The organism is Pedobacter sp., from assembly GCF_037719805.1.
Classification (GTDB): domain Bacteria; phylum Bacteroidota; class Bacteroidia; order Sphingobacteriales; family Sphingobacteriaceae; genus Pedobacter.
Window position 1 is genome coordinate 182,188 of record NZ_JBBJLZ010000004.1, and the last position, 25,408, is coordinate 207,595.

At 40.3% G+C, this 25,408-nt stretch carries 24 protein-coding genes; 15 read left to right on the plus strand and 9 right to left on the minus strand.

The annotated features are described in order from the left end of the window. Positions 1-34: 34 nt before the first annotated feature. Together WKF66_RS13940 and WKF66_RS13945 are read right to left on the minus strand one after the other, a co-directional pair. Positions 35-658 (minus strand): AlbA family DNA-binding domain-containing protein, encoded by a 624-nt coding sequence (locus WKF66_RS13940; protein WP_489675079.1) that lies wholly within the window; start codon positions 656-658, stop codon positions 35-37. Positions 659-676: 18 nt separating this feature from the next. Further along, positions 677-1,162, minus strand: coding sequence for a DUF4442 domain-containing protein (locus tag WKF66_RS13945; protein ID WP_489675080.1), 486 nt, complete (start codon positions 1,160-1,162; stop codon positions 677-679). 104 nt (positions 1,163-1,266) lie between these two features. On the opposite strand from WKF66_RS13945, the gene WKF66_RS13950 reads away from it, so the two are divergent. The 8 genes from WKF66_RS13950 to WKF66_RS13985 all read left to right on the plus strand — a co-directional run bounded on the left by WKF66_RS13950 (position 1,267) and on the right by WKF66_RS13985 (position 11,582). Further along, a complete protein-coding gene (locus tag WKF66_RS13950; protein ID WP_489675081.1) occupies positions 1,267-1,464 on the plus strand; it encodes a coproporphyrinogen III oxidase in 198 nt (65 codons plus the stop codon). A gap of 102 nt (positions 1,465-1,566) precedes the next feature. Next, the gene (locus WKF66_RS13955; RefSeq protein ID WP_489675082.1) at positions 1,567-2,790 is read left to right on the plus strand and encodes an MFS transporter; all 1,224 of its coding nucleotides are present in this window, start codon (positions 1,567-1,569) and stop codon (positions 2,788-2,790) included. Between the two features lie 77 nt (positions 2,791-2,867). Continuing rightward, positions 2,868-3,764 (plus strand): oxygen-dependent coproporphyrinogen oxidase, encoded by an 897-nt coding sequence (gene hemF, locus WKF66_RS13960; protein WP_489675559.1) that lies wholly within the window; start codon positions 2,868-2,870, stop codon positions 3,762-3,764. A gap of 97 nt (positions 3,765-3,861) precedes the next feature. Next, the gene (gene gyrA, locus WKF66_RS13965; RefSeq protein ID WP_489675083.1) at positions 3,862-6,483 is read left to right on the plus strand and encodes a DNA gyrase subunit A; all 2,622 of its coding nucleotides are present in this window, start codon (positions 3,862-3,864) and stop codon (positions 6,481-6,483) included. A gap of 32 nt (positions 6,484-6,515) precedes the next feature. Then, positions 6,516-7,682, plus strand: a complete 1,167-nt coding sequence (locus WKF66_RS13970; RefSeq protein WP_489675084.1) for a tetratricopeptide repeat protein — start codon at positions 6,516-6,518, stop codon at positions 7,680-7,682. Positions 7,683-7,735: 53 nt separating this feature from the next. After that, positions 7,736-8,884 (plus strand): tetratricopeptide repeat protein, encoded by a 1,149-nt coding sequence (locus WKF66_RS13975; protein WP_489675085.1) that lies wholly within the window; start codon positions 7,736-7,738, stop codon positions 8,882-8,884. A 79-nt stretch (positions 8,885-8,963) separates the two neighbouring features. Continuing rightward, positions 8,964-11,120 carry an FUSC family protein gene (locus tag WKF66_RS13980; protein ID WP_489675086.1) on the plus strand — a complete coding sequence of 719 codons (2,157 nt, stop codon included), beginning with the start codon at positions 8,964-8,966 and terminating at the stop codon, positions 11,118-11,120. A gap of 51 nt (positions 11,121-11,171) precedes the next feature. Then, the gene (locus WKF66_RS13985; protein WP_489675087.1) at positions 11,172-11,582 is read left to right on the plus strand and encodes an organic hydroperoxide resistance protein; all 411 of its coding nucleotides are present in this window, start codon (positions 11,172-11,174) and stop codon (positions 11,580-11,582) included. Here the strand turns inward: WKF66_RS13985 and bioB are convergent. Genes bioB through WKF66_RS14005 form a run of 4 tightly spaced genes read right to left on the minus strand, consistent with a single transcriptional unit; the run spans position 11,575 to position 15,702 of the window. Continuing rightward, entirely contained in the window at positions 11,575-12,585 is a 1,011-nt protein-coding gene (gene bioB / locus WKF66_RS13990) for a biotin synthase BioB (RefSeq protein WP_489675088.1), read from the minus strand. The two genes, WKF66_RS13985 and bioB, sit on opposite strands and share 8 nt — an antisense overlap. Before the next feature lie 9 nt (positions 12,586-12,594). Further along, positions 12,595-13,944 (minus strand): magnesium transporter, encoded by a 1,350-nt coding sequence (mgtE, locus tag WKF66_RS13995; RefSeq protein ID WP_489675089.1) that lies wholly within the window; start codon positions 13,942-13,944, stop codon positions 12,595-12,597. Between the two features lie 27 nt (positions 13,945-13,971). Further along, positions 13,972-15,087: a magnesium/cobalt transporter CorA gene (gene corA, locus WKF66_RS14000; protein WP_489675090.1), complete on the minus strand. Its 1,116-nt coding sequence runs from the start codon at positions 15,085-15,087 to the stop codon at positions 13,972-13,974. A 3-nt stretch (positions 15,088-15,090) separates the two neighbouring features. Further along, positions 15,091-15,702, minus strand: coding sequence for a WbqC family protein (locus tag WKF66_RS14005; RefSeq protein WP_489675091.1), 612 nt, complete (start codon positions 15,700-15,702; stop codon positions 15,091-15,093). A gap of 37 nt (positions 15,703-15,739) precedes the next feature. Between WKF66_RS14005 and WKF66_RS14010 the strand changes: the two genes are divergently transcribed. Together WKF66_RS14010 and WKF66_RS14015 are read left to right on the plus strand one after the other, a co-directional pair. Next, a complete protein-coding gene (locus WKF66_RS14010; RefSeq protein WP_489675092.1) occupies positions 15,740-16,618 on the plus strand; it encodes a lysophospholipid acyltransferase family protein in 879 nt (292 codons plus the stop codon). Next, entirely contained in the window at positions 16,618-17,637 is a 1,020-nt protein-coding gene (locus WKF66_RS14015) for a glycosyltransferase family 2 protein (RefSeq protein ID WP_489675093.1), read from the plus strand. Before WKF66_RS14010 ends, WKF66_RS14015 begins: the two co-directional genes overlap by 1 nt. Here the strand turns inward: WKF66_RS14015 and aroQ are convergent. Next, positions 17,634-18,059, minus strand: coding sequence for a type II 3-dehydroquinate dehydratase (gene aroQ / locus WKF66_RS14020; protein WP_489675094.1), 426 nt, complete (start codon positions 18,057-18,059; stop codon positions 17,634-17,636). The genes WKF66_RS14015 and aroQ overlap by 4 nt on opposite strands. A gap of 44 nt (positions 18,060-18,103) precedes the next feature. Between aroQ and xerD the strand changes: the two genes are divergently transcribed. Further along, positions 18,104-19,003: a site-specific tyrosine recombinase XerD gene (gene xerD, locus WKF66_RS14025; RefSeq protein ID WP_489675095.1), complete on the plus strand. Its 900-nt coding sequence runs from the start codon at positions 18,104-18,106 to the stop codon at positions 19,001-19,003. Here the strand turns inward: xerD and prmC are convergent. Next, positions 19,000-19,851 (minus strand): peptide chain release factor N(5)-glutamine methyltransferase, encoded by an 852-nt coding sequence (gene prmC / locus WKF66_RS14030; protein ID WP_489675096.1) that lies wholly within the window; start codon positions 19,849-19,851, stop codon positions 19,000-19,002. The genes xerD and prmC overlap by 4 nt on opposite strands. Positions 19,852-19,900: 49 nt before the next feature. Between prmC and ribD the strand changes: the two genes are divergently transcribed. The 4 genes from ribD to WKF66_RS14050 all read left to right on the plus strand — a co-directional run bounded on the left by ribD (position 19,901) and on the right by WKF66_RS14050 (position 22,977). Further along, a complete protein-coding gene (gene ribD / locus WKF66_RS14035; protein ID WP_489675097.1) occupies positions 19,901-20,956 on the plus strand; it encodes a bifunctional diaminohydroxyphosphoribosylaminopyrimidine deaminase/5-amino-6-(5-phosphoribosylamino)uracil reductase RibD in 1,056 nt (351 codons plus the stop codon). Then, complete coding sequence (locus tag WKF66_RS14040; protein WP_489675098.1) at positions 20,953-21,816, plus strand: EamA family transporter; 864 nt, start codon at positions 20,953-20,955, stop codon at positions 21,814-21,816. The genes ribD and WKF66_RS14040 overlap by 4 nt, the downstream gene beginning before the upstream one ends. Beyond that, positions 21,806-22,429, plus strand: coding sequence for an IMPACT family protein (locus tag WKF66_RS14045; RefSeq protein WP_489675099.1), 624 nt, complete (start codon positions 21,806-21,808; stop codon positions 22,427-22,429). The genes WKF66_RS14040 and WKF66_RS14045 overlap by 11 nt, the downstream gene beginning before the upstream one ends. A gap of 230 nt (positions 22,430-22,659) precedes the next feature. Beyond that, a complete protein-coding gene (locus WKF66_RS14050) occupies positions 22,660-22,977 on the plus strand; it encodes a hypothetical protein (protein WP_489675100.1) in 318 nt (105 codons plus the stop codon). A 70-nt stretch (positions 22,978-23,047) separates the two neighbouring features. Here the strand turns inward: WKF66_RS14050 and WKF66_RS14055 are convergent, their stop codons facing one another. Next, positions 23,048-25,333, minus strand: a complete 2,286-nt coding sequence (locus WKF66_RS14055; protein WP_489675101.1) for a GH92 family glycosyl hydrolase — start codon at positions 25,331-25,333, stop codon at positions 23,048-23,050. Between the last annotated feature and the right edge of the window lie 75 nt (positions 25,334-25,408).

Sequence of the window (25,408 nt, forward strand, 5' to 3'; positions counted from 1 at the left end):
GGCAAAAGTCGGAAATTTTATGCTAAGCCTGACATTAAACTGCGATGTAATACTCTTCTTTTTCTGAAGTAACGGGCTTAATGATTCCACCTAGTATTAAACTTACCAGTACCGTTTGTGCCTGTTTGTAGGAGCTACGCGTAAGCTTACTGAACTGCTTTAACGTAATTCTACCTTCCCTGGTTAAGAATTCGAAAAGCTGTCGCTCCTGATCGGTATACCTGATCACATTTGTAGTGTTTTCATTACTTTTCTTAATCACATCTACAATGATCTTACTGGCAAGAATACTTTTGTCGTTTACCCGGTAATAGACCCACCATTTCTTTTGTTCATCTAAGGCATAGTGTGGTTTCGTGTCGCTTGCAGCGATTTTCACAACCAGCACAAGCTTATGATCAATGTATATCTCCTCGAACTCCGGTTCGATCGCTGGCTTACAATACTGGTGCGCAGATTTAGTGATCATGTAGCGCTCTTCATCTTCCGACTTAACGCCCTTTATTACCCCATCATCGGCTACGCCAATAAGCAATTGCCCGCCTTTGTTGTTCGCAAAAGCCACTAGGCTTTTCGCAATCTTTTCTACGCTGGTGATTGTTTTCTTAAAGTCTAATGTCGTTCCTTCACCCTGTAAAATCAATTTTTTCAGGTTCAAATTATATCCTCCCGATAGTTAATACGCAATACGAGGCTGTTCACCAAGATGCAGGTTTCTAATATAAACTTCATTAATAACGGTTGCACAAAGTTCTCCGGCTGAATTCGTTATCTCCATTGGGTAGGCTTTTATAAACTTACCCGATGTCCTTAACGCCAGAATAGCTTCGTTTAACATGTCGTCACTAACAGTAATTGTAAAAAAAAGATCAGTACGTCCAGGTTTAAGGTATTGAATGGAGGCACTCTTAAGCCAAACCCTCACCTTAAATCCCTCCCTTTGTAGCAGCTGGTCGAACAATAGCGCGTAAAAAGGATCGGTAGCAGCGTATATGGTGCCGCCGAATATGGAGTTATTATAATTTTTATTGAACAGGCTTTTGTTTATTTTGACATCCACTCCTTTAAATCCTTTGTGGAATCTTTTTACCCATATCCTTTGGAAGAGCATTGGCGGGTAAAGGCATAAGCCCCATTTAAGGGTTCTTTCGGAAACGATCATGATGGCTAAATATCTGAAAGTTATTGGCGATTATTAAAAAAATTAAAACTTAATAGGGACGACCTTGTTACTTTTGCAGTAAAACGCGTGAAAAACCCCAAATTATGAAAAAGATAATCTTAAATCTTGCTTTAGCAGGAACTATAATGATCGCAGCAGCATCATGTAACTCAACGAAAAGTGTTTCTGGCGGTGCAGATAGCACTATGACAGATTCAACAACTACTCCAGTAGATACAACAGCAGTACCAGTTGATACTACCAGAACTACACCTCCTGATACTACCATTAAGCCAATGTAATTATTTGCTTAGTGTTAATAGGAGCGTTAGTAATAATAGTCTGATCTAAGATTGTTATTGCTAACGCTTTTTTTGTATTTTCATCGGCCAAATAAACCTTTTATGGGTGCTACCGAAAATAACAAAAAGCTCTTCTTCCTCATTCTTGTAGCTTCTCTAGGCTACTTTGTCGACATCTACGACCTCCTTCTATTTCTTATCATTAAGAATAAAAGCCTCGCCGCACTGGGTGTGCCAGCGGATAAAATTACAGAAACAGGATTGTCTTTAATGAACTGGCAAATGGCCGGGTTGTTAATTGGCGGTATTTTTTGGGGTGTTCTAGGCGATAAAAAGGGTCGTCTGTCAGTCCTCTTTGGTTCCATCATCATGTATTCTATTGCCAATTTTGCTAACGGTTTTGTTACGAGCATTCCTATGTATGCACTTTTCAGGTTTATAGCAGGAATCGGACTAGCGGGAGAGCTTGGTGCCGGCATTACGCTGGTTAGCGAGAGCATGAGTAAAGAAAACCGCGGATACGGTACGATGATGGTTGCTGGTATCGGGCTAATGGGTGCCGTTGGAGCGTATATTGTTGGGGATCTTTTTGAATGGAGAACAGCATTTTTTGTAGGTGGCGGACTAGGGATTATTCTTCTGTTATTGAGATTTGGCGTATTTGAATCGGGCATGTTTGAGAAGATGGCGAAGAAGGATGTGGTGAAGGGAAACTTCTTTATGCTCTTTGCGACAAGAAAACGCTTCTTTAAATATTTGAATTGTATTTTAATCGCCGTACCGCTTTGGTATGTCGTTGGAATCCTGGTAGGCATTGCACCAGTCTTTGGAAAGGCCTTAGGGGCGGTTGATGTACTGGATAATGGCAAGGGGGTGATGTTCACCTATATTGGGATTTCACTGGGAGATTTTGCGAGTGGTGCCCTAAGTCAGATCTTTAAGACCCGGAAGAAAGTGGTGTTTGTTTCCATTACGCTAACGTTTATTACCATGCTAGTTTATCTTTTGAATACAGGCTGGACTGCAAACCAGTTTTATGTGCTCTGTTTATTCTTTGGATTGTTTACGGGTTACTGGGTAGTTTTTGTGACGATGTCTGCAGAGCATTTTGGTACAAATTTAAGGGCTACTGTGACGACAAGTGTTCCGAATATGGTTAGAGGCTCTTTGATTCTTGTGACCTTACTGTTTCAATTTCTAGTTAGCCATTTTGGTGTGGTTAATTCAGGTTTAATCGTCGCTGTGCTTACAGTATCGATCGCTTATATCGCGTTATACAATCTTGATGAGACCTATGGAAGGGACTTAAATTTCACCGAAGAATAGTGTCAGAAGATTGTACTATCTGGCAGTTTTGATCTTTTAAATTTCCATAAAGGTTAACTTTGAGTTCAATCAAGATTATGGCGTTTAGAGATGAAGTAGTAGCTGCTTATCAGAGGATTCAGGACGAGATTTGTCAGGATCTGGAGCTTGCTGATGGGAAGTCGAAGTTTGAAGAAGAAATATGGTCTCGTGACGGAGGCGGGGGCGGTCGTACGCGCGTCATGCAAAATGGAAATGTAATTGAGAAAGGTGGAGTAAACTTTTCTGCTGTTCATGGTAAGCTTCCAGATAATATAAAAAAGGCTTTTAAAGTTGAAAGTGATGAGTTTTTTGCTGCAGGGGTTTCGATCGTTATGCATCCTTCCAATCCTTTCGTTCCAATTATACATATGAACATCCGTTATTTCGAGATGGATGAGCAGACAAGATGGTTTGGAGGAGGAATTGATTTGACTCCTCATTACGTTGTGGATACGGATGTGAGGTACTTTCACCATCTGCTGAAGCAAACCTGCGATAGTTTTGATGCTTCGTTTTATCCTAAATTTAAGAAACAGGCGGATGATTACTTTTTTATCAAGCACCGTGACGAAACAAGGGGTGTGGGCGGCATATTCTATGATCGTTTAAAGCCAGAGAATACGGGCTTGAGTTATGAAGAGATCTTGAATTTCTCCATCGCTGTAGGGGAGACGTTTGCTCCCGTTTATACTGAGCTTATAGACCGAAATAAAGACCTTACCTATACACCAGAACATCAGGAATGGCAGTATTTACGTAGGAGCAGATATGCCGAATTTAACCTCGTTTATGATTCAGGCACCAAGTTCGGTTTGGAGACCAATGGTAGGATAGAGTCTATATTAATGAGTTTGCCTCCGATGGCTAAATGGGCTTACAACCATCAACCGGCGGTAGGGAGTTCAGAATCCGAGACTTTAAGCAAGTTGAAAAAGGGTATCGACTGGGTTTAAAATCTTTCAACATTTCGTCTTGTTGGCAGTTTTTTTAGTAGATTCGCAAGGTTACAGTATAACCAAATTTCAACGTTCTTAAGGAACATTAATATTTATGGCTGAAGATTTAGATAATCAACAAAACGACAAAATAATAAGAATAGATATTGACGAGCAAATGAAGTCGGCCTACATCGATTATTCGATGTCGGTAATTGTATCAAGGGCTTTGCCTGATGTACGCGACGGATTGAAACCAGTACACAGGCGTGTATTATATGGTATGCTTGATCTGGGTTTAGCGAATAATAAACCTTATAAAAAATCTGCCCGTATTGTGGGGGAGGTTCTTGGAAAGTACCACCCGCATGGTGACTCTTCGGTTTACAATACGATGGTAAGGATGGCTCAGGAGTGGAGTCTAAGGTACCTGATGGTGGAAGGACAAGGAAACTTTGGTTCGGTAGATGGTGATTCTCCGGCAGCAATGCGTTATACGGAGGCCCGTTTCCAAAAGATTGCTGAAGATATGCTTGCCGACATCAACAAGGATACAGTTGATTTTCAATTGAACTTTGATGATTCCCTAACGGAACCTACGGTTTTACCATCAAAAGTACCAAATCTACTGATTAATGGTTCTTCTGGTATTGCGGTTGGTATGGCTACAAATATGCCGCCACACAACATTACAGAGGTTATCAATGCCACTGTAGCTTTCATTGACAATAACGAGATTACCATTCCAGAGTTGATGAAGTATGTTAAGGCGCCAGATTTTCCTACTGGAGCTATTATATATGGTTATGCAGGCGTACAAGAAGCATTTGAGACTGGTAGAGGTCGAGTGATGATGCGTGCGAAAGCAGAAATCGAAACCAACAAAGACCGTGAAACAATCATCGTGACCGAAATCCCTTATCAGGTGAATAAAGCGATGATGATTGAGCGTACCGCGGAGCTTGTTAATGAGAAGAAGTTGGAGGGGATCTCCATGATTAAGGATGAGTCTAATAAAGATGGTATCCGGATCGTTTATGAGATTAAAAGAGATGCTAACGCTTCAATCGTTTTAAATAACCTGTTTAAGCAAACAGCTTTGCAAACGTCATTCAGTGTGAATAACATTGCTTTAGTAAAGGGGCGTCCACAGATGTTAAATCTGAAAGACCTGATCCATTACTTTGTTGAACACAGACATGAAGTTGTCGTAAGGCGTACAAAATTTGAGCTTGCAGAAGCTAAGAAACGTGCACACATACTAGAAGGATTACTGATTGCCTTAGATCATATTGAAGAAGTGATCAGATTAATTCGCGCTTCAAACACACCTGAGGAAGCAAGGGTGGGATTGATGGAGAAATTCGGTCTGAGTGACATTCAGGCAAGAGCGATTCTTGATATGACTTTGCGCAGGTTGACTGGACTGGAGCGTGATAAGATCAAAGAAGAGTACGAAGAGTTAATGAAAACTATCGAGTATTTACAGTCTATCCTGGACGATGAGGGTTTGCGTATGCAAATCATTAAAGACGAATTGGCTGAGATGCGTGAAAAGTACGGCGATGAGCGTAGGACTCAGATCATACATTCTGCGGAAGATATGAGCATGGAGGATTTCATCGAGGATGAAGACGTTGTAATCACCATTTCTCATGAAGGATACATTAAACGCACCCCGGCAACGGAATACCGTACTCAGGGAAGAGGTGGTAAAGGATCAAAAGGTAGTGACTCAAGAAATGAGGATTTCATTGAACACTTATTGATTGCATCTAACCATAATTACATGTTGTTCTTTACCGAGGCTGGTCGTTGTTTCTGGTTGAGAGTTTATGAAATTCCAGAAGGCTCCAGATTAAGTAAAGGAAGAGCGCTTCAGAACATCATTAATATCCCTAAGGAAGAGAAAATCAAGGCCTTTATCAAGGTTAAAAATCTTAAGGACCAGGAGTACCTGGAGAACAATTACATCATCATGTGTACCAAGAAGGGCACCATTAAGAAAACGTCGCTAGAGGCGTATTCAAGACCAAGGGTGAATGGTATAAATGCAATTAACATTAACGAAGGTGATCAGCTGATTGAGGCGAGTTTGACAACTGGATCGAGCGAAATTGTGATGGCTTTACGTTCTGGAAGAGCCATTAGATTTAATGAGGCTACTGTTAGACCGATGGGCAGAACTGCGACAGGAGTGAGGGGCGTTACACTGGCTCACGATAAGGATGAAGTAGTTGGCATGATTGCTGTAGAGGATTCGTCAGCAACTGTGCTGGTAGTATCAGAAAAAGGTTACGGTAAACGTACTGATATTGATGATTACCGCGTTACTAACAGAGGTGGTAAGGGTGTTAAAACCATTAATGTTACCGAGAAGACAGGTAATTTAGTAGCGATTAAAAACGTTACTGACGCAGATGACCTTATGATCATCAACAAGTCGGGTATCGTGATTCGCATAGTTGTAAGTCATCTTAGGGTGATGGGAAGAGCTACTCAAGGCGTTAGATTGATTAATTTGAAAGGTAACGATGCCATTGCATCTGTAGCTAAGATTGAACATGAAGACGATGCCGAGATTGACGAAGATGCAATTGTAGCAGTGCCTGAGGCCGAAGGAGATGAGATTGTGGCTGCTGATGACATTTCTGAAGATGCTGAAATTGAAGATGCTGAAGGTGAAGATGTAGACGACGAAGAGGCTGAAGATGATCAGGAAGAAGAAACCGAATAACTAACATAACTGTAGAACAAACAATAATTAAGATGAAGAAAGTACTTTTAAGTTTGATATTTGCCAGTACAGCTTTACTTGCAAATGCGCAAAAGGCAGAAATTGAAGCTGCCAAAAAGAGTTGGATGGATTATGCTAACAGCCAAAACGCTGTTAAAATTGATTTAGGAGCTCTAGCTAGCAAAATGAAAGTTAGCGCAGATAAAAAGAAAGAAGAAGAGAAACCTAAAGCGACTTTAGCTCAGGATCTAGCAATACTTAATGCTGGTTTCGCTCACACGGATCTTGCGATTGCTCATGAGAAATCAAAAGATTTGCCAACCGCATGGTCAATCAGAGCATTAATTGCTTCGAGAATTTCTTTAATCGATACTGCTGACATTCAGAATTCGATTGCTAAACAACAGGCTGCTTCTGAAGCGATCACTAAGGCAGAAGCCTTGAATGTGAAGAAGGATAAATCAGTTGAGAACGATGTTAAAGACGCGAAGGATTTCGTGGATAATGCAGTAGCGAACAGAGGGATGATTGCTTATAAAAAGAAAGATTATGCAACAGCATATAATGCTTTTAATGCAATGACCGTTAAAAATCCGCAAGACACTTCAATGTTCGTGAATGCAGGTTTAGTTGCCCGTTTATCGGAAAAATATCCTGAGGCAGTAGCAAGCTATAGAAAAGCAATCGACTTAGGATATAAAGATTCTTATTCTCTTTATAGCCAGATCGTTGATATCACTGGTACGAACTTAAAAGATAGTGCAAAATATCTGGAAGTTTTAAATGAGGCATCAGCCAAATATCCAGATAGTACTGCGTTTATTGGACGTATTACTGATTACTATACTAAGAAAGGTGACGTAGCTAAATCTCAGGAAATGTTGAAAAAGCTTGCAGAGAAAGATCCAAAGAATGCTGTTTATCAGTATTATATTGGTGAAACTTACTTCAAACAAGCGTTGACGCTTCAAGATAAAAGAAATGGTATTGACCAAAAGAAAAAGAAAGAGTATGATGATATGAGTGTTAAGATGATGGCTAACATTGATCTGGCATTACCATACTACAAAAAAGCACTGGAGATTGATCCAAAGTACGCTGATGCGGTTGATAAATTAAAGTCCATTTATGGCTTTAAGAGCGACACACCAAATTATGAAGCAATGAGCAAGCTGCTAATTGCATTAGACAAAAAATAAGATTGAATGAAAAGAGGGACAAAAAAATCCCTCTTTTTTTTTAGATTTGATATATGAAAAAGATATCTCTGTTAACCATCGTATTTCTGGTAGTCGTAAGCACTAACAGTGCTTTTTCTCAAAAAAGTCAACTACAGATTGCACGTAATAGCATTGGTAAACTTCAAGTTGCTATCAATAACAAAAAGGATAACAAGGCACAGTTAGATATTTTAGGCGAAGGAGTTAAGGCTGCCGAGATTGCCCAAAATGATAAGAAAACAAGGAAGTGGCCAGAAACCTGGGCCATTAAAGCTTATATCAGTTCTTACATTTCTATCCTTGATCCGGATGAAGGAAATTCCGACCGCTTTTACGGAATGGCTTTAGATGCAATTGACTCTGCAAAGAGAATAGATAAGTTTCAGGACAATGCCCGCTTAATTGAGGCATCTACGTATAACATTAACATTAAGAAACAAAATAAGGCGAATACAGCGTTTAAAAACAATGACTTTACCTTAGCCTTTAATTTGCTGAAGGAGGTTAGTGACTTTTTCCCAAAAGATACTTCGTTAGCAATCAACACCGCCTTGTCGGCACAAAATATCCGTGAATTTGACAACGCTTTAATTTACTTTAAACGAGCAAAGGATAATGGAGCTAAAGATCCGGCAATATTCCAGACGCTTTCAAAATTGTATACTTCAAAGTTCGAGCACGATAATTCGATAAAGTCCTTAGAAGAGGGAATTGCGGTTAACCCGTATAATGGTAATCTTACCAATGACTACATCAATTTACTTCTAGACAGTGAGAAATATCCTGAAGCAATCAGGACGATAGAACAGAATCTGAAGGTAACGACCAATAATAAATTATTGTTCTTCTTATACGGTTACTTGCATCAAAAAGCTGCCGGTTACACTACAGCAGAGCTGGCTTATAATAAAGCATTAGAATTGGATGAAAATTACTTCGATGCTTTATATCAATTAGGTTTAGCGTATGTAGATTCTGCGAACGAAGCTTTGAAAGCTAAAGCACCGGATAGTGGTCAGAAATTTTCAGCTTCTATTAATCGTGCTGAAGTAGCTTTATTGCAGGCGCATGAGATTAATCAAAATGATAAGTCTACTGTAGAATTGTTAATCGAGATCTATACCAGAAAGAATAAGTTAGACAAGGTTCAGGAATTGAAGTCTAAACTGGAAGAGTTTTAAATTGTCTGGCAAGTAGGTGCAACCCTGGATATCTAGAATACCTACTTAACATAATATTAATTATAGGACATTTATTATAATGTTACACCGACCCATTAGAAGCATTCAGGACTTCCTGCTTAGCACTTATGTAGCAGATGGTTTAAGGATAACATTTGGTGTACTTTGTCCCTCATTGATCCTTGCGCAGTTTGGAATGCTCAAACTCGGAATGACTTTGTCGTTAGGTGCACTTTGCGTTAGCGTTGTTGATTCTCCCGGACCTATAGTTCACCGCAGAAATGCTATGCTGGTCACCACCGGATTGATTTCAGTTATTTCTTTAGTAGTCGGACTAGGCAATAGTAATATTTATTTCATTGGAATATTATTGGTGATCTGCAGCTTTGTGTTCTCCATGTTCTTTGTATATGGCTTAAGAGCTGCATCTGTTGGAACCGCGTCGTTGCTGATTATGGTGTTAAGCATTGATGACATCAGACCATGGAATGAAGTATTGTTGTATTCAGCACTGATACTTGCAGGAAGTCTTTGGTACACCAGTTTGAGTTACTTGTTTTACCGTTTGCGACCATTTAGAATTGTGCAGCAAACGCTTAGCGATTCCATACATGAGATTAGTGAATTTCTAAGGGCGAAAGCTAAATTCTATCACCAAAACACAGATTACGATAAGAACTATGCAGAATTGCTGCAGTTGCAAGCACTGGTGCATGAAAAGCAAGATGCTGTGCGGGATGTGCTTTTTCGGACTCGAGAGATCATTAGAGATTCTACACCTGAAGGCCGATTTCTACTATTGGTCTTTGTTGACATGGTTGATCTTTTCGAGCAAATCATGTCAACTTATTACAATTATCAACAACTTCATGAGCAGTTTGATCAGTCAGGTATACTTTCGCGTTATGAACAAGTGATTATTCATATTGCAGACGAGTTGGAAGACAACGCTTTTGCGTTAAAAACCGGGGGCACCCCTATCCTACCGAAATCAATGTCTACCGAAGTTGCTAAGCTTAAGGAAGAGATTATTATTTTAGAAAGCAGTAATACCGATGGACGATATTCTACCTTAGGAATCATTGCATTAAAAAATATTGAAGTCAATATTGAAAATATCATTTCCCGGATAAGAACCGTGAATGGATACTTCAATAAGAAAGAGAAAAAGAATCTTAAGGCAAGAGATATTGAAGTCGATCGGTTTGTAACTAGAAAGAGTATTGATTTCAAGGAATTGCTGGAGAATATGACTTTTAGCTCGTCCATTTTTAGGCACTCGCTGAGGGTGGCGATTGTCATGCTGATTGGTTTCGTCGTCGCTAAAAGTTTCAGCTTTTCGCATAGTTACTGGATTTTACTCACAATATTAGTGATCTCAAAGCCTGGATTTAGTTTAACAAAACAACGGAATTATGAGCGATTGATCGGTACAGTCGCCGGTGCTTTTATTGGAATGGGCATTATCATGTACGTACATGACCGGAACTCCCTTTTTGTGATTTTATTAATCTGTATGATTGGCTGCTACAGTTTCCAAAGGAAGAATTATGTAGTCAGTGTGTTGTTTATGACGCCCTATATTTTGGTACTGTTTGATTTTCTCGGGATGGGCGGCCTTTCAGTAGCCAGAGAGCGGATTTATGACACTTTGATCGGTTCGGGTATCGCTTTATTAGCGAGTTATTCTTTGTTCCCTAATTGGGAGCATGAAAAGTTGAAAGAAGGAATGCTTGATATGCTGAAAGCAAATCTTCAATATTTTCAGGAGGTCACCTTGTTTTACAGCGAAAAGGTAACGGATTTCACGAATTATAAGGTTGCGCGAAAAGAGGTTTATGTTGCATCAGCTAACCTGGCATCCTTGTTCCAGCGTATGTTTTCTGAGCCAAAGAGCAAGCAAATCATGATTAAAGAATTACATCAGTTTACGGCACTTAACCATCATTTGTCATCGTACATCGCCACTCTGTCACTTTATAGCAAAGATCACTCCTTTGTATACGGTGATTTTGAGCAATTGAAACCGATTATTCAAAACACTACTTACTTACTAAATCTTTCAACGGACAATTTACTTAAGCCTAAAGAAGAATTAAGCAATGTTCCGTTAATCAGGCATTCTATTGTACCTGATTCAGAGCAAAATGGCGGAGTCGTAATTTTTGAGCAGTTTGAACTTATTCAAAAGGTGTCTTATGATATCTTTAAACTGTCAGAAAAGATCAAGCTGTGAAACTATAAGTCGGTTCTTGTGTTTTAACTACAACTATTAAACAGCAACATTATGGAAAAGTTATATACTGGCTCAGTAACGGCCACAGGTGGTAGAGATGGTCATGTGAAGTCAAGTGACGGTGTTATTGATTTTGAAATCAGAAAGCCAAGAGAACTAGGTGGACAAGGTGGTGCAACGAACCCAGAGCAGCTGTTCGCAGCAGCATGGGGATCATGCTATCTTGGTGCACTAGGATCTGTCGCCGAAAAAGATGGAGTAGACGTTTCTGAAGCAACCGTAAATGTCCAAGTTTCTTTCAATCAGGATGGCAATGCCTACTTGTTGTCAGCAGATCTGGATGTTCATATTCCGGGTATCTCCAGGGAAGAAGCTCAGCAACTTGCAGATAAGGCGCATAAAGGATGTCCTTACTCCAAAGCTACCAGAGGAAATGTAGAAACGAGAATTACAGCTATATAGCTGTAATCTCTTCCTGAGTAGTTATAGTATTAAGCGGTCTGCCATTTTTGAAGGCATCACGTGTTTTAAGGCCTAACAATTCGAACATTGCAATGTCATCTACAAAAGCAGGATTAGGCGTCGTAAGTAGCTTATCCCCTGCAAAAATAGAACTTGCGCCTGCCATGAAGCAAAAGGCTTGTTCTAATGTACTCATTTCATTTCTTCCGGCAGAAAGGCGTACTACTGAATTAGGCATTACTATTCTAGCAGTTGCGATCATTCTGACCATATCCCAAATAGGCACTCTAGGTTGATCTTCAAGTGGAGTGCCTTTTACTGGAACCAAAGCGTTTACTGGCACTGATTCTGGATGGACTTCCATATTGGCTAGTGTTTGCAACATTGAAACGCGGTCTTCTGTTGTTTCGCCCAGGCCAATTATCCCACCACTGCATACGCTGAGTTTAGCTTTACGAACGTTTTTAATAGTGTTTAAACGGTCATCGTAAGTACGCGTAGAGATAATACGTTTATAATCATCTTCAGAAGTATCTATATTATGGTTATAGGCATACAAACCTGCATCCGCCAGCCGCTGTGCCTGGTGTTCAGTTAACATTCCAAGCGTACAACAAACTTCCATGTCCATGTCGTTTACCGCTTTAACCATATCAATGACCCGGTCGAAGTCGCGGTTATCCCGAACTTCTCTCCAGGCAGCGCCCATACAGAGTCGTGAAGCTCCGCCTTCTTTGGCTTTTAAAGCTGCAGTTACCACTTGGCTAACCTGCATTAATGGCTGAACCTGAAGATCAGTATGGTAGCGGGCCGCTTGAGGACAGTACGAACAGTCTTCTGCACAACCACCTGTTTTTATCGATATTAAAGAACTCACCTGAACTTCATTGTAATCTTTATTCTCTCTATGGATGCTGGCCGCTTCATAGACAAGATCAAGAAAAGGCTTATGATATATGGCAGAGATCTCCTCTTTTGTCCAGTTGTGTTTTGTTGGTTGCATATGTAAAAATTATAATAAAAGTTTGCTGGCTAAGCCAAGTAAAAGCAAAAATCCGAAAACATCGGTAAAGGTGGTAATGATAATTGAAGAAGCAATAGCTGGGTCAATACCCACACGTTTTAAAATTAAAGGTATACTAGATCCTGTGATGCCCGCGATGAGCAGATTCCCTGTCATCGATAGGAAGATAACCACCCCGAGCATGAGACTTGAATCAAAGAAATATGCGAATATAAAGACAATTAAACCGGTTACGGCTCCGTTCACGGCACCGACGGTAAATTCTTTAATCACCGTTCTGTAGGCCTGATTGTCTGTTAGATCGTTTAGGGATATACGCCTGACTGTTACTGCCAACGCCTGTGTTGCGGCGTTCCCGCCCATACCTGCGATGATGACCATGTATGCAGATAGCAAAGGAAAAAGTTTAATTGTTGGATCAAAATAGCGGATTACGGCCGAAGCAAGAAAGGCGGTACCAAGATTCAAGACCAACCATGGTAAGCGTGACTTCACGGCTTCAACCCAGTTACCACTTAGTTCCTCGTCTTCGGATACCCCGGATATTTTCAAGATATCTTCGGTGTTTTCATCCTCCAATACATCGATTACGTCGTCAAATGTAACCCTGCCCAGCAGTTTCATTTCGGTATCTAATACTGGGATACTTGTGATGTTATACTGAGATATTAACCGGGCCACTTCCTCCTGATCCGTATCAGGATATACCCAGGCCACTTCGGCCTTAACAAGTTCTGTGATTTGAACATTGCCTTTTGCTTTAATGATATCCTTTAGAGAGACAATTCCCTGAAAAACGTTTTCATCATCTATAACAAAAATGGTGTAGAATTCTTCGATCTCTTCGCTCTGACGAATGATCTCATCAATGGCATCTTTTTTAGTAAGGTTAAGGTTGATCCTAATGAATTCGGTGTTCATCAAACCACCGGCAGTCTTCTCATCGTAACTCATTAGGTTACGAATGTTCAGCGCATCATCTTCATTAAGGTCTTCAAGAATTTCTTGTTGTTCCTGCTCATCCAGCTGAGAAATGATGTCACTGGCATCATCGTAATCCAGCTCTTCAACAATCTCTGTTCTCTTGTCGCGGTGCAGTCCGAGCAGTAGTTCTTCAGGATGGGATTCTTCATGCATCTCTGAAATAACTTCAGAAGCGATCTCAACGTCGAGCAAATTTATTATTCGCTGACGGTTTTCAGGTGTAATGCTTTCGAAAAGTATGGCGATCTCAGACGCGTGGTATTCTTCCAGAATGAACTGAAGTTGCTGATCATCACCACTTAAGGCGAGCTTTATCTTAGATACATCGGTTTTGTCTAGATCAAAGGATTGCATACGATGCGAAGGTAAGAATAATAGCAGCTATTTAAACCATCCCTTACGCCAGAAATATATGATTTGTGCCACTGCAATCGCACCCATAACTATCATTGTGTAGAGATAACCATGTTCCTGATAAAGTTCAGGCATGTTTTGAGGAAGCATTTTTCCGGAGACCGGATCCTGCTGGGCAAAATTCATCCCGTAGATCCCGGCGATAAAAGTAAGCGGTATGAAGATGGAAGAAATGATAGTTAGGACTTTCATTATCTCGTTCATTCTGTTGCTGATCACGGAGAGATACATGTCAATATTGCTGATGGAGATCTCTTTTAACGATTCTACAACGTCAATAATCTGAATGCAGTGGTCGTAGGCATCTTTTACGAACATCTTAGTTTGCTCACTGATGAGCGGACTATCTGTGCGGAGGATGTCATTAAGCTTGTCACGTTCGGGCCAGACTACTCTTCTTACACTAATCAGATGCCGCTTTATTACCTGCGTATCATACATGATGCTCTTATCTGGCTTTTCAAATAGGCGGTCTTCAATGGCATCCAGATCTTCACCCCAGTGTTTCAGTAATTCAAAGTAAGTATCCACTATCACATCCATCAGCGCGTACATCAGATAGCTACTTCCTGCAGACCTAATATTGCCTTTACCTGCAGAAAGTCTATTCCGAACCGCTTCCAGGCAATCCTCATAGTGCTCCTGGAATGTGATGATTGTATTTTTAGTGAGCACAAATGATACTTGTACGTCATCCAGGTCCTTGTTATCATCGAAACGTAGCATCCTGCTGATAGCGAAAACGTAGTCATCATACTCTTCAAGCTTCGGTCGCTGATAAGTTCTGGTAATGTCTTCGAGAATTAACTTATTAATATTTAAACCTGAATTTAGGGCTTCAAACATCTTAGCATCTCCGAAACCTTTGATCTCCAGCCAAAAGGTATAATTCGTATCCTTTATTAACTTAATAGCCTCGGCTATATCCTTAATGTCAGTTACATCGTAAGTGTCTGCATTATACCGGTAAAGCTTAATCTTGGGTTTAAGTGATTGCTCATCAATATAAACCAGACCAGGACTTGACCCCGCTTCAGGTAAGGAAATGCTTTTCCTGTGCTTTCGTTTTTTGAATATCGCCATTGCTTAAAAATAGGACTTTGCCTGAGGGCCTTGATTGAATAACAGGTCTACGATACTTAGGTTTGGTTTGAAGCCCTCCCTATCGTCAAAGACCTGGAAGTAAGGCTTCGCATCGCTCTCCAATTGTTTATCCTTTACCTTGAATTCAGACCGGAAGTCTGATTTATCTTCGTAAGTCTTAAAATATTCTGCTGTAAACTGCAAATCCAGGTTCAGTTTCAGCTGCTTCAGAAGCCATTGAAAGAGTTCCATGTTCAGATCGTAGAGAAATATATACTTTTTTTCGTAAAAGGTAGAGAATTCAGCCTCATAGTATTCAAAGTAGGCGGAGTTGCGGTAACAACTTTCGAAACTTTTCCAATGTAACCGTTGCCATTTGAATTCGTCACTTATTTTAACATCCTTAACTTTTGTATGAACCTTTGAACCCTTGATCACAGGGACCATCAGATCCAGTGTGCCATTGGGAGAGTATATGGATGCCCTGTTTCTGTAAGTTTGTTTGGGGAAGTGCTCTTGTACTTCAAGTTGAAAGTTGTAATTACATTGTTTAATACCAGAAAAGTAGGATACAGGGGGAATATAAAAAATTGGGAATATAGCTGAACTTTCCATCTGATAATTTATGTTTGCACTCTCAACCCGCAAAATAATGATAAAAAAAAGCTTTTCTTATATAGGAATCTCTTTTTTAAACTTTTTGTCGCTATTCCCCCTCTCCTTTCTCCATGTATTAGCAAAGGGAGGATATTACCTCATATATTACGTTTTTGGCTATAGAAGGCTGGTTGTCAGACAAAATTTAACAAACTCATTTCCTGCGAAATCAGCTCTTGAAATTGTGGCTATAGAGAAAACGTTTTACAGGTATTTAGCAGATTTAATAGTTGAGGTAATCAAGCTTTCCAGCATTTCTGAGTCGGCACTACTGAAACGGGTCAAATTCAATAACCTGGAGCTCGTTGAAGATTACTTGAAGACTGGGCAGAGTGTATTGGCATGTACCGGGCACTATGGCAATTGGGAACTTGGGATGGTTGCGCTTGGATTAAGGCTTAAATCTACAGCATACGTGATTTACAAACCCTTGTCAAATGCGACGTTCGACAAATGGTTTTACAAGATCAGGACTAGTACGAGCAATTTCTTTATTCCAATGAGGCAGACTTTAAGATCTATTGCATCAACACGCAATATGCTTACTATGTATTGCTTTGCGGGTGACCAAACGCCTGTGAAAGATGAGGCGAGAGTTTGGGTTGACTTTCTTAACCAGCCGACTCCGGTGCTTCAGGGGATTGAAAAAATTGCCTTACAAACCAACAGGCCAGTAATATATTTTAATATGCAACTGGTTAGAAAGGGATATTATGAAGTTGATTGCTATCTTATTGCAAAAAAGCCCTCCGAAACCAAAGAAGGTGAAATCACACGAAGAAACTTTGAAACGCTTGAACGAATCATAAACAACGAACCCGCTTACTGGCTATGGAGTCATAGGCGTTGGAAGCATAAACCTGAACATTTATAATGGTAAGTCCAAGTGTAGCGGTGGTCATCTTGAACTGGAACGGAAAAGAGCTGCTCAAGCAATTTCTACCAGGTGTAGTAAAATCTCAGTACGACAATTTACAGGTAATAGTTGGAGACAATGCTTCAAGCGATGGTTCTGTAGCGTATGTCGCAGAAAATTATCCCTCAGTGAGAATTATTCAAAACGACAAAAACTACGGTTTTGCAGAAGGATACAGGTTATTATTGGATCAGGTGAGCGCCGACTATTTTGTATTGTTGAATTCGGACGTAGAGGTTCCCGAAAACTGGATCCAGCCAGTTATTGCGATGATGGAGCGTGATCCGTTGATTGCAGTGGCACAGCCTAAAATCAAATGGCAAAAGCGTAAAAACTCTTTCGAATATGCAGGAGCTGCTGGCGGCTACCTTGATATGCATGGATATCCGTTTTGCAGAGGTCGGATATTCGACGAGATTGAGTTGGACAATGGACAGTATGACGATGCGAGGGAGATTTTCTGGGCGAGTGGAGCGGCGCTTTTTATTCGCAGTGATCAATGGAGAGAAGTTGGCGGACTTGATCCGGACTTCTTTGCACATATGGAAGAGATTGACCTGTGCTGGCGATTGAAGAATCTTGGTTACAAAATAGTATATTGTCCTGAAGCCGAAGTTTACCATGTTGGCGGAGGTACGCTCAGTGCCAACAATCCTTATAAGACGTATTTGAACTTTAGGAACAACCTGATTATATTACAGAAGAACCTGCCGCTAAGCGACGCGTATTTTAAAATATTAATCAGATTCTTCATGGACTTTATTGCATGGATTCATTTCATCCTTGAAGGGAAAACGGACTTTGCATTGGCTGTTACCAAAGCACATATCTACTTTTTCAGACAATTTTGGCATAATGCACGAAAGCGAACTGGCAGTCAGAAGCCATTCATGCGGCATACAGGCCAATACCATTCAAGTATCGTTTATGCCTTTTTTATTAAGAAGATAAGACACTTTTCACAGCTTCGATTTTAACTAGCCGTTTGTAGAAAGCTTTCAATAGCCAAACGGTATCCGTCCATTCCGAAGCCGGTGAGAACACCACGGCAATGTTTGCCAGTAAGCGACATGTGCCTGTATTCTTCCCTTGCGTAGATATTAGAAATATGAACTTCAATTACTGGTGTTTTTATGCCAGCAATGGCATCTGCTATGGCAATAGAGGTGTGTGTATAGGCGCCACCGTTAATAATGATTCCATCGTATTCAAAACCTACTGCATGAAGTTTATTAATGAGTTCTCCTTCCACATTGCTTTGAAAATAGTCAATTTGAATAATGCTGTACAACTCTTGTAAACCAATTAGATAGTCTTCAAAAGACTGACTTCCATATATACCAGGTTCGCGCAAACCCAGAAGATTTAAGTTCGGTCCGTTAATAATTTGTATCTTCATCTATCCAAACTTAGCCTTTAAAACTTAAAGATAAAAATTATTACGTGTCCAGTCCCTCCTATTTAAGATCTTTTAAGACCTATCTGCGACTGGAGCGATCGATGTCTACGCATACCATTAGCGCCTATTTGAATGATCTTGCGAAACTCGCTCAATACATGGAATTTGCTCACAAGAGTAATCACCTTGAGCAGGTTACAAATGAAAACATAAAGCAATTTATTACCTGGATTAATGAACTGGGAATGCAGGCGTCAACGCAAGCAAGAGTGCTATCAGGGTTGAAGTCTTTTTTTGGATTCCTTCTATTAGAAGGTGTGATCAAAGAAGATCCTACTCGCTTTATTGAGATGCCCAGGATCACTAAGAAGCTGCCAGATACGCTAAGTGTTGAGGAGATCAACGACATTATTTCAGCCGTAGATGCTTCTAAAGCAGAGGGAATTCGCGATAAAGCCCTTATCGAAGTGCTTTATGGATGTGGATTGAGAGTCAGTGAGTTGACTACGCTTAAAATCTCCAATCTATTTGTAAAAGAGGAATATCTAAAGGTAATTGGGAAAGGTAATAAAGAACGCATTGTACCCATTGGATCGACCGCGCTTAAGTTTCTAAGAATATACCTGGAAGAGGTTAGAGTTCACATTGCTATGAAGCCCAATAATGAAGATTACCTATTTTTAAATAGGCTAGGCACCTCCCTTTCCAGAATAAGCGTCTTCAATATTGTCAAAGACCTGGTATCAAGAGCGGGAATAAAGAAAGTGGTTAGCCCCCACACATTCCGGCATTCATTTGCGACACATTTGATTGAGGGTGGTGCAGACCTTCGCGCTGTGCAGGAAATGTTGGGACATTCCAGCATCATCACTACAGAAATCTACACTCATATTAACCGGGACTACTTAAAAGGAATCATCACAGAGTTTCATTCCAGAAATTAAGCGACTTTTCTAGCTTTTACAAATCTATCCTTCCCCTGCATATCTGAGATGATATGGACGTCGACAAAGCGTTTGATAGTTAACATGTTGGCGACTTCTTTTCCGAAGTTCGCATTGATTTCAAAGTAGAGCAGGCCATCATTTTGTAGATTCCGCATTGCGAAGTCTGCTATTGCAAGATAGAACTCAAGAGGGTTGTTGTCGCTAACGAACAAAGCTAAATGGGGTTCATGGTCCATCACGTTCTTATCCATTGAAAGCCCTTCCTTCTCGGTGATGTATGGCGGATTACTGATGATTATATTAAAGTTCGTGGAACTGGCATATTGCCTGATGTCTTCATTAAGAAGGGTAATAGTTGTTTGATTACTGAACGCGTTTTCCGCTGCAATTTCCAATGCCGGTGCAGAAATATCCATGGCAAAAATTTCGGCAGCAGGTAGATGATATTTCAATGAAATCGCTATACAACCGCTTCCGGTTCCAACGTCAAGTATCTTTAAATGACTGGAACTACTTTTAAAATCGTTGATGACCATATGAACGAGCTCTTCAGTTTCCTGCCTTGGAATTAGCACAGCACTGTTCACTTTAAACTTTAAGCCGTAGAAGAAGGCTTCTGATAGAATATACTGAAGCGGCTCCTGTTTCTCAAGTAGTTCCAATACAGATAGATATCTATCACTATTTAAAGCGCTTATTGGTTCACTTTTACGCAATGAAACCATGCTTCTGTTGAAGCCTGAGATATGATCAACTACTATATAGAAGACTGCTGTAATTTCTTCCTCATCATAGATCCCATGAAGCGACTCGTGGTATTTGTCAAGAATATCCTGTAAAGTCATAGCTGACAAAAGTAATCTAAATCGAACAATATACCTTACTTTTGCCGTGATGACTGACGAACAATATATGCAACGCTGCCTTGAAATTGCAGAAATGGGTATGGGACAAGTTAGTCCTAATCCAATGGTCGGTTGTGTTATTGTTCACCAGGACAAAATCATTGCGGAAGGTTACCATAAGAAGTTCGGCGAAGCACATGCAGAGGTTAATGCCATCCAGGCCGTCCTTGATAATCACCCTGAAGATGCGTTGAGCCTCCTATCAGATTCTACAGTTTATGTGAATTTAGAGCCCTGTGCTCACTTTGGTAAAACGCCACCCTGCGCGGATCTGCTTGTAAAGCATCGTGTAAAAAAGGTTGTTATAGGAAATAGGGATCCGTTTTTAGATGTGAATGGAAAAGGGATTGAGAAATTAGAAGCGGCAGGCATTGAAGTGGTTTCGGGTGTATTGGAGGCGCAATGCACAGCGCTGAACCGTCGGTTTTTTACCAGAGTTACTGAGCAGCGGCCATACTTGATCTTGAAATGGGCAGAAACTGCAAATGGATACTTCGCTCCTAAAAACACCCTTCAGGAGTGGATAAGCGGTCCCTTGGCTAAGAAACTGGTTCATAAATGGCGCACAGAAGAAGATGCGATCTTAATTGGTAAATACACAGCGATTAATGATAACCCTCAGCTGAGTGCCAGAGAATGGGAAGGGAAAAGCCCGATAAGAATAGTAATAGACAAAGAACTGCAGGTGCCAATTGACCATAACGTATTCAGTGGCAGCAGCAAGACAATCATATTTAATGAAGTGAAAACCGTTGTAAATGAGAATATTCACTACATACAGATGGAAGACATGCAATATTATCTTCCGCAAAAGATCGCGTTTCAACTATATTTAATGGACATTCAGTCCGTCATCATTGAAGGTGGCGCAAATTTACTTTCGCAATTCATCACTGCCGGTCTTTGGGATGAAGCGAGGGTGTTTACGTCTGCAACTTCCTGGCAAGAAGGAGTATTTGCACCGAATATTCGGGGAATAGTAGAAGCGCAGTTTAAGGTCGGAATGGACCGTTTAAGCGTGTACAAAAATAGTAAGCAATTATGATATTCTTAATCATTAGCATCATTTGTAGTGTCACGGTTTCTGTATTACTTAAACTGGCAAGAAGATACAAAATAAGTATTGTTCAGGCTGTAACCTGGAACTACCTTTTTGCTGTGATATTGGCAAGTATCTTTTTTAAGCCGAATATAGATGATCTGGGTTTTAGAAACGTCGATAGCACCTTTATCCTTTTAGGCATCCTATTGCCAGCTGTCTTTTGGTTTTTAGCAGCGTCTGTTAGAAATATTGGAATAGTAAAAACAGATATTGCCCAACGACTTTCGCTTTTTATACCCATTGTAGCCGCTTATTTTTGGTTTGATGATACCTTTTCTACCTTAAAAATAGTTGGGCTGGTTCTTGGTTTCTTAGCTATAGTGCTAACATTGGTTAAGCAATCAAATCAATCTATAACTGGGAACTGGCTTTATCCTATAGTTGTCTTTTTTGGCTTCGGATTTATAGATGTGCTGTTTAAGCAGGTTGCGCAGATTAAGACTATACCTTATACCACTTCTTTAATAATAATCTTTGCAATCGCGTTTGTGATTTCTTTAGGGGGTGTTGTCTATTGGCGGGTTGTTAAAAAAAGAAAGGTTCAGCTGGTAAATCTACTATGTGGATTTATACTTGGCTTTTTCAACTTCTTCAACATTCTCTTTTACCTTAAAGCACACCGTGCAATGGCTGATCATCCTTCAACAGTATTTACTGCTATGAATTTGGGAGTGATCATAGCGGGAACGTTAGTGGGTCTGTTGATATTTAAAGAGAAATTAAGCAGATTGAATTACATTGGCTTATTTCTGGCTGGTATCGCAATTGTCTGCATCACCCTATCTCAAATCAATGCTGTTTAATGATACTTATCAAACAGTAGCGGCTCCTGCTGAGGGCTTATTCAGGGACCGCGGGAGTAAATTCCTTGGCTATGTATATCCAATAGAATCAGAAGAACAAGTAAAGCTGCTGGTAAATGCTTTGCGTTTGGAACATCCAAAAGCCAGGCATTTCTGCTGGGCCTTGCGGTTATCACCCGACAGGTCAATCTTCAGGATCCAGGATGATGGTGAACCTTCGGGAACTGCAGGGAGACCAATACTTAATACGATACTTTCTGCAGACCTAACCAATGTCCTGATCGTTGTGGTCCGGTATTTCGGAGGTACGCTGTTAGGTGTTCCCGGATTAATCAATGCCTATAAATCAGCATCAGCTGAAGCAATCTCTTCAGCCGAAATCATTGAGAAGACCTTGAATGATGTTTATGAAATTCACTTCCCCTATTTGGGAATGAATGAAGTGATGCGGATTGTAAAAGACGAGCAGCCAGAGATACTTTCTCAAACCTTTGATAACGCATGTTGTATGCAGCTATCAATCAGGAAATCTTCTTTGAATTCAATTTTGAATAAGTTTGAAAAGGTTGACCAACTTAATATTAAGTATCTGTCATCTCAATCCTCTGCCTAAACAGTTACCCTAGCGTTATCTCGACTCGTATCTATATCGTAGCCTTTCAAGTTTAGAAATTCATTTTGAGGTGCAGACCCGTGTATTTTGGATATACAATTGAATTGGCTTTATGGCGTTTAACAAGTATATAAGTCGCCTTTTAGGCGCTTTTGGAATAAATAATTTCGGATATTGCCAAACAAAAATAAGTCAGTACTGTTGATTTTGTAAATATAACTTTAAGCGATATGTTCAATTCATTAAGAGACAAACTCACTTTATCCTTTGTGGATTCTATATTCAACTCCTATGAAACAGGCGAGCTTGATACAGGTAAAAGGTTGGTTTCTAGTGTTGCTGGAGTCTACTTACTTCAGAAAGCCATAAAGGACATCCCCAGACATCCCTATAAAGCTGCCCAGAAATTTGCGCTTAGTGGTTTATTGCTATACGCTGCCGCTAGCGGTTTAACTAAGAAGATTATTAAGAAACCTAAGGAATTGGCGGACATGAGAAGGAATCAAATACAAGGCAATGACCCTCATTCGGTCCCTGCTTTCGTCTAAAACACATTAATAAAAAGAGGTCCCGGCAATCTAACGATTACCGGGACCTCTGCTTTTTTGCGACTGGTCCCTACAACATCTTTGGCTTTGCTGTCATATAAAAAGTCAGTTTACCTCCACTTATAATATCACTATGTTTAATAGTTTGATTTGTAATTGGCTTTCCGTTCAATGATACTTTAGAAACGTATACATTCTTATCGCTTTGGTTCAATGCTTCAACGGTGAAAGTCTTGCCATTCTCTAATGTTAGCACTGCATTTTTTACAGCTGGACTACCCAACGAGTATTCGTCAGAACCTGGTGTTACAGGATAGAAACCAAGAGATGAGAACATATACCATGCGCTCATTTGCCCACAATCGTCATTTCCACCTAAGCCATCCGGTGTTGATTTGTACTGCATTTTTAAGATCATACGCACTCGCTGTTGCGTTTTCCAAGGTTGATCTATCCAGTTATATAGATAAGCCACATGGTGTGCCGGTTCATTTCCATGAACGTAACCACCGATTATTCCTTCTCTTGTGATGTCTTCAGTTTCAGCAAAGAATTTCTCCGGCAAATGCATGGTGAAGAGAGAATCTAATCTAAGTCCAACTTTCTTTTTCCCACCCATCTGAGAGATCATGCCGTTTGGATCTTGTGGAACAAAGAAGCTGTAGTTCCATGTGTTGCCTTCTATAAAGCCCTGTGCATGAGTACTCATCGCATCAAAATCTTTCTTGAAAGTTCCGTCTGCCATTTTTGGCCGCATGAACCCTATCGACTTGTCAAAATTATTAACCCAGTTTCCAGATCTTTTAAGGAAGCGATCATAAATATCTTGCTTACCCAACTTTTTGGCAATCTGAGCTATGCACCAATCGTCATAAGCATACTCTAAGGTGTTCGAAACAGAGGTACCGCTACGTTCTGCCGGTATGTAACCTAAATCGATGTAATCTCCTATACCTTCATAATTGCGATGGTCAGCGGTGGTTACGCATGCTTCCAGCGCCTTACCCGCATCTCCATCATATACACCTTTAATTATTGCGTCTGCTAAAACTGAAACACTATGGTACCCACTCATACACCAGTTGTCGTTTGCGTAATGCGACCAAATTGGAAGCATCTTTAAAGCACTTTGATCATAATGAGCCATCATAGATTTTACAACATCGTTGTTTCGGGATGGCTGCATGATGTTAAAAAACGGATGAAGTGCACGGTATGTATCCCATAAAGAAAAAGTAGTATAGTTAGTGAAACCATCAGCAGTATGAACGTTTTGGTCAAGTCCTTTATACTGTCCATTAACGTCTGTATAAGTTGTTGGGTTGATAAATGCATGATACATAGCGGTGTAAAAGTTAATTTTATCATCGCCTGATGCATCAATCTTAATTTTATTCAGTTCTTTATTCCAGTCGGACTGCGCCTGCTGTTTTACTTTGTTGAAGTCCCATCCCGGCGCCTCCGCCTTCATGTTCTCTATCGCATTTGCCTGACTAACGGGCGACAATGAGAACTTGATTTGAACTTTCTCCTGCTCTGCAGTTGTGAAATCAAAATACATACGAATCTTTTTCCCAGCAATTTCAGGGAAGTTCTTGTTTTGATCGAACTTTCGCCAAAAGCCTTTATACACCTGAGCTTCGTCGTAATTCTTTTGCCCATATGATTTAAACGGCTTAGAAAAAGTCATTGCAAAATACACTGTTCTTGTCCTTGCCCATCCACTGGTTTGCCTATAACCGGTAACTAATGTGTCGTTAACTACTCTTACATAAGTCCAGACGTTTTTGTCGTCATAATTATAGATGCCTGCCATTAGGTCAAGTATGATATGAGAATCGTCAGATTTTGGGAAGGTGTATTGGTGCATACCCACCCGGTTAGTAGCAGTTAGCTCGGCGGTAATATTGTCGTCATCCAGTTTAACTTTATAATATCCTGCCTCAACGGTTTCATTTTCATGACTATAGGCAGAACGGTATCCTGATTTAGTATTATTGGAAGTACCAGGATTTAATTGCAATTTTCCTTGAGTTGGCATAATTAGGAAATCGCCAAGATCTGAATGCCCGGTGCCGCTGAAGTGTGTATGACTGAAGCCTACTATTGTTTTGTCTTCATATTTATAGCCTGCACAATACTTGTAAACGTCACCGTTGTATTTTCCATTTAGCTCGTAAGATAAGGTGTCGGTATCCGGACTTAATTGAACTGCTCCGAAGGGAACGGTTGCACCAGGAAATGTATGACCCATTTTCTGTGTGCCAATTATTGGTTTCACATATTTAACCAAATCCTGCTGGGCACTTGCTGTAAAGCCAACAAACAATAGGCTAGTTATTAAAATTCTCTTCATTTATTATAAATAACGTGGTTTATGATGGTCCTAAGGTAAAAAATTATAGGTACACTTTGACAAGCATTTGACCTC

Bases quoted from the DNA above. Each gene is read 5' to 3' on its own strand.
- WKF66_RS13945 (WP_489675080.1), bottom strand. From the start codon at position 1,162: ATGATCGTTTCCGAAAGAACCCTTAAATGGGGCTTATGCCTTTACCCG.
- WKF66_RS13950 (WP_489675081.1), top strand. From the start codon at position 1,267: ATGAAAAAGATAATCTTAAATCTTGCTTTAGCAGGAACTATAATGATC.
- WKF66_RS13955 (WP_489675082.1), top strand. From the start codon at position 1,567: ATGGGTGCTACCGAAAATAACAAAAAGCTCTTCTTCCTCATTCTTGTA.
- hemF (WP_489675559.1), top strand. From the start codon at position 2,868: ATGGCGTTTAGAGATGAAGTAGTAGCTGCTTATCAGAGGATTCAGGAC.
- gyrA (WP_489675083.1), top strand. From the start codon at position 3,862: ATGGCTGAAGATTTAGATAATCAACAAAACGACAAAATAATAAGAATA.
- WKF66_RS13970 (WP_489675084.1), top strand. From the start codon at position 6,516: ATGAAGAAAGTACTTTTAAGTTTGATATTTGCCAGTACAGCTTTACTT.
- WKF66_RS13975 (WP_489675085.1), top strand. From the start codon at position 7,736: ATGAAAAAGATATCTCTGTTAACCATCGTATTTCTGGTAGTCGTAAGC.
- WKF66_RS13980 (WP_489675086.1), top strand. From the start codon at position 8,964: ATGTTACACCGACCCATTAGAAGCATTCAGGACTTCCTGCTTAGCACT.
- WKF66_RS13985 (WP_489675087.1), top strand. From the start codon at position 11,172: ATGGAAAAGTTATATACTGGCTCAGTAACGGCCACAGGTGGTAGAGAT.
- bioB (WP_489675088.1), bottom strand. From the start codon at position 12,585: ATGCAACCAACAAAACACAACTGGACAAAAGAGGAGATCTCTGCCATA.
- mgtE (WP_489675089.1), bottom strand. From the start codon at position 13,944: ATGCAATCCTTTGATCTAGACAAAACCGATGTATCTAAGATAAAGCTC.
- corA (WP_489675090.1), bottom strand. From the start codon at position 15,087: ATGGCGATATTCAAAAAACGAAAGCACAGGAAAAGCATTTCCTTACCT.
- WKF66_RS14005 (WP_489675091.1), bottom strand. From the start codon at position 15,702: ATGGAAAGTTCAGCTATATTCCCAATTTTTTATATTCCCCCTGTATCC.
- WKF66_RS14010 (WP_489675092.1), top strand. From the start codon at position 15,740: ATGATAAAAAAAAGCTTTTCTTATATAGGAATCTCTTTTTTAAACTTT.
- WKF66_RS14015 (WP_489675093.1), top strand. From the start codon at position 16,618: ATGGTAAGTCCAAGTGTAGCGGTGGTCATCTTGAACTGGAACGGAAAA.
- aroQ (WP_489675094.1), bottom strand. From the start codon at position 18,059: ATGAAGATACAAATTATTAACGGACCGAACTTAAATCTTCTGGGTTTG.
- prmC (WP_489675096.1), bottom strand. From the start codon at position 19,851: ATGACTTTACAGGATATTCTTGACAAATACCACGAGTCGCTTCATGGG.
- ribD (WP_489675097.1), top strand. From the start codon at position 19,901: ATGACTGACGAACAATATATGCAACGCTGCCTTGAAATTGCAGAAATG.
- WKF66_RS14040 (WP_489675098.1), top strand. From the start codon at position 20,953: ATGATATTCTTAATCATTAGCATCATTTGTAGTGTCACGGTTTCTGTA.
- WKF66_RS14045 (WP_489675099.1), top strand. From the start codon at position 21,806: ATGCTGTTTAATGATACTTATCAAACAGTAGCGGCTCCTGCTGAGGGC.
- WKF66_RS14050 (WP_489675100.1), top strand. From the start codon at position 22,660: ATGTTCAATTCATTAAGAGACAAACTCACTTTATCCTTTGTGGATTCT.
- WKF66_RS14055 (WP_489675101.1), bottom strand. From the start codon at position 25,333: ATGAAGAGAATTTTAATAACTAGCCTATTGTTTGTTGGCTTTACAGCA.